Origin of the sequence: Actinomadura logoneensis (assembly GCF_003428695.1) — a bacterium.
GTDB lineage: Bacteria > Actinomycetota > Actinomycetes > Streptosporangiales > Streptosporangiaceae > Spirillospora > Spirillospora logoneensis.
Window position 1 is genome coordinate 1 of record NZ_QURH01000806.1, and the last position, 4,450, is coordinate 4,450.

Here is a 4,450-nt window from a genome sequence, read left to right on the forward strand (position 1 = left end):
CCGAGGCCGCGGGGCCGCCCACGGCCGGCCCCGCCGGGGGACCGGCCGGCGAGCCCGCCGAGGAGACCACCGAGCAGTCCGGCACGAAGCCCGCGGCGAAGCCCGGAGCGAAGCCCGCCACCACCGCCACCGCGAACCCGGCCACGTCCTCAGCGTCGTGACCGCGAGCTGAGTCCGACCGCTCCGGCGGACGGCAGGTGCGACGGCAGATGCGGCCGGGTCTTGTCAGCCAGCTGACAGGACCCGGCCGTTTTTCCTCTCTCGGCGCTCTATGCCTCGCTGATGCCGGATGTCACATTTCGGGGCAGACGCCGGACGGTACCCCGGCCGTCCGGCGGACCCGAGGAGGTCCAGGTGAGAATCCCACGCGTGCTGGCCGTGGTGTCGGCGGCCCTCGCCGCCGTCACGGCCGCGCTCCCCGCAGGGACGGCGCGGGCGGACTCGATCCCGCCCCAGAACGACGCCTTCTACCAGCCCCCGAACCCGCTTCCCGCCGGACGCCCCGGCGACGTCATCCGCTCGCGCACGGCGAGCTACCCGCCGCTGCTCGGCGTCTCGTCCACCCAGGTGCTCTACCGGTCGGTGAACGCCACCGGCCAGGCCGTCGCCGTCTCCGGAACCGTCCTGGTGCCGAGGACGCCGTGGCTCGGCGGAGGCTCCCGTCCGCTGGTCTCCTACGGCGTCGGGACGCGCGGCCTGGGCGACGAGTGCGCCCCGTCCTACACGCTCTCCCGGGGGCTCGACTACGAGCAGGCGTTCATCAACGGCCTGCTGCTCAGGGGCTGGGCCGTGGCCGTCACCGACATGGAGGGGCTCGGCACCCCGGGAATCCACACCTACACGGTGGGGCAGTCCGAGGGACGCGCCGTCCTCGACATGGCCCGCGCCGCCGAGCGCCTCCCGTCCTCCGGCCTCGGCGCCACCACCCCCGTCGGCCTGCAGGGCTACTCCCAGGGCGGCGGATCGGTCGGCTGGGCCGCCCAGCTCGCCCCCACCTACGCGCCCGAGCTGCGCATCAAGGGCGTCAGCGCGGGCGGCGTGCCCGCCGACCTCGTCGCGGTCGGCAAGTTCCTGGACGGCAGCGCCGGAATGGGCCTGGCGTTCCTGTCCGCCGTCGGGTTCGACACCGCCTACCCCGAGCTGAAGCTGGAGAACTACCTCAACGACGCCGGACGCAAGCTCCTCGCGGACAACAAGGACGTCTGCCTGGCCAGCGTGGACGGCGTCGGCGCCATCATCGGCACGGCCTTCCGCCACATCACCGACTTCACGACCACCAACCCGCTGAACTCGCCCACCTGGCTCGCCCGCTTCGCCGAGAACAAGCTGGGCGGGACCAAGCCGCCCATGCCGGTCTTCCAGGCCCACGCCGCGGCCGACGAACTCGTCCCGCTCGCCCAGGCGGACACCCTGCACCGCACCTGGTGCGACGCCGGGACGAACCTGACCTGGCGGACCTACCCGCTCGCCGAGCACGCCCTCGGACTGACCCAGGCGTTCCCCGACATGACCGCCTTCCTCAACGACCGCTTCCAGGGCAGGCCCGTCACCGGCAACTGCTGACCTCCCGCCCCCGAGGCCCGTCCAAGATCACTGGAGTCGCGGGAGGTCGCGCGCCTAAGCTGCCAGCGCCCGCCGGAACCGCCTGCCGCGGACCGGCGGGCGGGCGGTGCCCGGCCTCCCGCGCCGCACGCCGCCCCTCGTACGCCATCCCGAACGAGGAGGTGTGGTGGCAGGCCACATGACGCCGGAGGAGTTCCGCCGGCACGGCAAGCAGGTCATCGACTGGATCGCCGACTACCACGAGTCGATCGCGTCCCGCCCCGTGATGTCGCGGGCCGAGCCGGGCGACGTGCTGGCCGCGCTCCCCGAGCATCCGCCGGAGAAGGGCGAGGGCTTCGACGGCCTGCTCGCCGACCTCGAACGGGACGTCATGCCGGGCGTCACCCACTGGCAGCACCCCGCCTTCTTCGGCTACTTCCCGTCCAACGCCAGCGGCCCCGCCATCCTTGGCGACCTGCTGTCCTCGGGCCTCGGCGTCCAGGGGATGATGTGGGCCACCAGCCCCGCCGCCACCGAGCTGGAGACCCGCGTCGCCGACTGGACGGCCGAACTGCTCGACCTCCCCGCCAAGTTCCGCGGCAACGGCGTCATCCAGGACTCGGCGTCCAGCGCCTGCCTGGTCGCGCTGCTGTCCGCACTGCACCGCGCGGGCGGCGGAGCGCCCGGACGCGACGGCATCGACCGCCGCTACACCCTCTACATCAGCTCGCAGACCCACTCGTCCCTGGAGAAGGCGGCGCGCGTCGCCGGGGTCGGCGCGAACAACGTCCGCGTCGTGGACGTCGACCCCGTCACCCTCGCGATGGACCCGGCCCACCTCGACGCCCTGATCAGCGAGGACGTCGCCGCCGGAGCGACCCCCGCGATGGTCTGCGCGACCGTCGGCACCACCTCCACCACGGCCGTCGACCCCGTCCCCGCGATCGGAGAGGTCTGCCGCCGCCACGACGTCTGGCTGCACGTGGACGCCGCCTACGCCGGAGTCGCCGCCGTCTGCCCCGAGTTCCGCTGGGTGAACGACGGCCTCGCCGAGTACGCCGCGTCCTACTCCACCAACCCCCACAAGTGGCTGCTCACCAACTTCGACTGCACCCTGCTCTGGATGGCCGACCGCGCCCCCATGCTGGGCGCCCTGTCGATCCTCCCCGAGTACCTGCGCAACCAGGCGACCACGTCCGGCGAGGTCATCGACTACCGCGACTGGCAGATCCCGCTCGGCCGCCGCTTCCGCGCCCTGAAACTCTGGTCGGTCATCCGCTGGTACGGCGCCGAGGGACTGCGCGACCACATCCGCACCGGAGCGCGCCTCGCGGACGAACTCGCCGCGCTCATCGACGCCGACCCCCGCTTCGAGGCCCGTCCCGACCACCCGTTCGGACTGGTCTGCTTCCGTCCGCTCTGGGACGGCCTGACCACCGAAGAGGCCAACGCCGCCACGCTCGGCGTGCTGCAGCGGCTCAACGCGTCCGGGGACCTCCTCCTCAGCCACACCAAGGTCCACGGGCACGTCCTGCTGCGGGTGGCGATCGGCGCCCCCACCACCGACAGCCGCCACGTCCTCGCCGCCTGGGAACGCATCCGCGAGGAGATCGCGGCCGGGGCCACCGGCTGAACGACGACGGGCCGCCACCCGGCCGGGGCGGCGGCCCGTCTCACGGAGCACCCGTGGCGGCGCGTGTCCGAGGTCCGGTCAGACGCCCGACCAGCGCTCGGCGATCCCCGCGGCGGCGGCCACGCCCTGCGCCTTCCCCGCCTCGGCGGACGGAACGCGCGTGTCGGGGGAGAGCGGGTCGGCGCCGAACGCCGCGACGGACGCCTCGTCCGCCACGATCACCTCCACCGAGGCCCCCGCCTCCCGGAGCGCCGCGACCTGCTCGTCCAGCGCCGGGTCGGACATAGGCGCCACGATCAGGACGCGCTCGCAACCCGCCGCCAGGTCCGCGTTCACCATCGTCCGGATCCCGCCGTCGGTGTACCGGGCGTCCCCGATCGTCACGGGCGGCCAGACGCCGGGGACGGCGCAGCTCGAGGCGACCGCGTCCACCAGGGGAACACCCGAGTCCTTCGTCCAGACCACCGGCTCGCCCGTGGCGGTGTCCACCGCCGGCACCAGCAGAGGACGCTCCGGCCACTCGTGCACCGGAAGCCTTCCCTCGATGACCGCGTACCGCTCCTCCTCGGAAACGGTCTCGGCGGCCAGCGCGAACGCCCCGATCTCCCGGCGGACCACCTCGGGATCGGAGTTCTCCGCCAGGATCCGCGTGATCTCCTCCCACACCCGCTCGACGGAGACGCCCCGCGGGACCAGCTCGCGGTTCTGCAGCGCGGGATCGGTCTGCCGCGCGTACAGCTCGGCCGGGGTGAGCCCGGCTGCCACCTGGGCCGCCACCGACGACCCGGCCGACGTCCCCACGAGGAGATCGGCGCCCAGGACGTCCATGCCGGCCTCGGCCAACCCCGCGAGCACGCCCGCCTCCCAGGCGATGCCCGCGACGCCGCCGCCGCCCAGCACCAGTGCCGTTCGCTCTGTCAAGCTCTCCTCCTGAAGACCATCGGAAGCCGTGATCATCCGAGCGCAGGGCCTCGCGGGAAAATTCCGGGCCGACCGCGTTTGACATCCGCTCGCGAGGGCATGTAAGTTTGCTCCTTGTCCCCACGGGATGCAGGACGCGCGGACACGCGGCGGCCGGCCGGGGGAACCCTTCACGAACCACAGGACATGGCGTTCAGTCATGCCCTGCGTGCTGTGGCATGCCAGAAAGGCTCGATTTTGCGAATCGGTGCGGATCTGGTGAAATAGCGGAAGCCGCACGGAACGGCCGCGAAAGCGGGCGGGAAGTGCGGAATCAGAATCGGCCGGAAATTGACAAGCCGGACGGAACTGATA

General features: G+C 72.8%; 3 protein-coding genes. 2 read left to right on the forward strand and 1 reads right to left on the reverse strand.

What is annotated here, in order from left to right:
• Window positions 1-354: 354 nt before the first annotated feature.
• Both DZF91_RS27790 and DZF91_RS27795 read left to right on the forward strand, forming a co-directional pair.
• Window positions 355-1,563: a lipase family protein gene (locus tag DZF91_RS27790; RefSeq protein WP_235834614.1), complete on the forward strand. Its 1,209-nt coding sequence runs from the start codon at window positions 355-357 to the stop codon at window positions 1,561-1,563.
• A gap of 166 nt (window positions 1,564-1,729) precedes the next feature.
• Window positions 1,730-3,175, forward strand: coding sequence for a pyridoxal-dependent decarboxylase (locus DZF91_RS27795; protein ID WP_235834615.1), 1,446 nt, complete (start codon window positions 1,730-1,732; stop codon window positions 3,173-3,175).
• A gap of 78 nt (window positions 3,176-3,253) precedes the next feature.
• Here the strand turns inward: DZF91_RS27795 and DZF91_RS27800 are convergent, their stop codons facing one another.
• A complete protein-coding gene (locus tag DZF91_RS27800) occupies window positions 3,254-4,096 on the reverse strand; it encodes a patatin-like phospholipase family protein (RefSeq protein WP_235834616.1) in 843 nt (280 codons plus the stop codon).
• Between the last annotated feature and the right edge of the window lie 354 nt (window positions 4,097-4,450).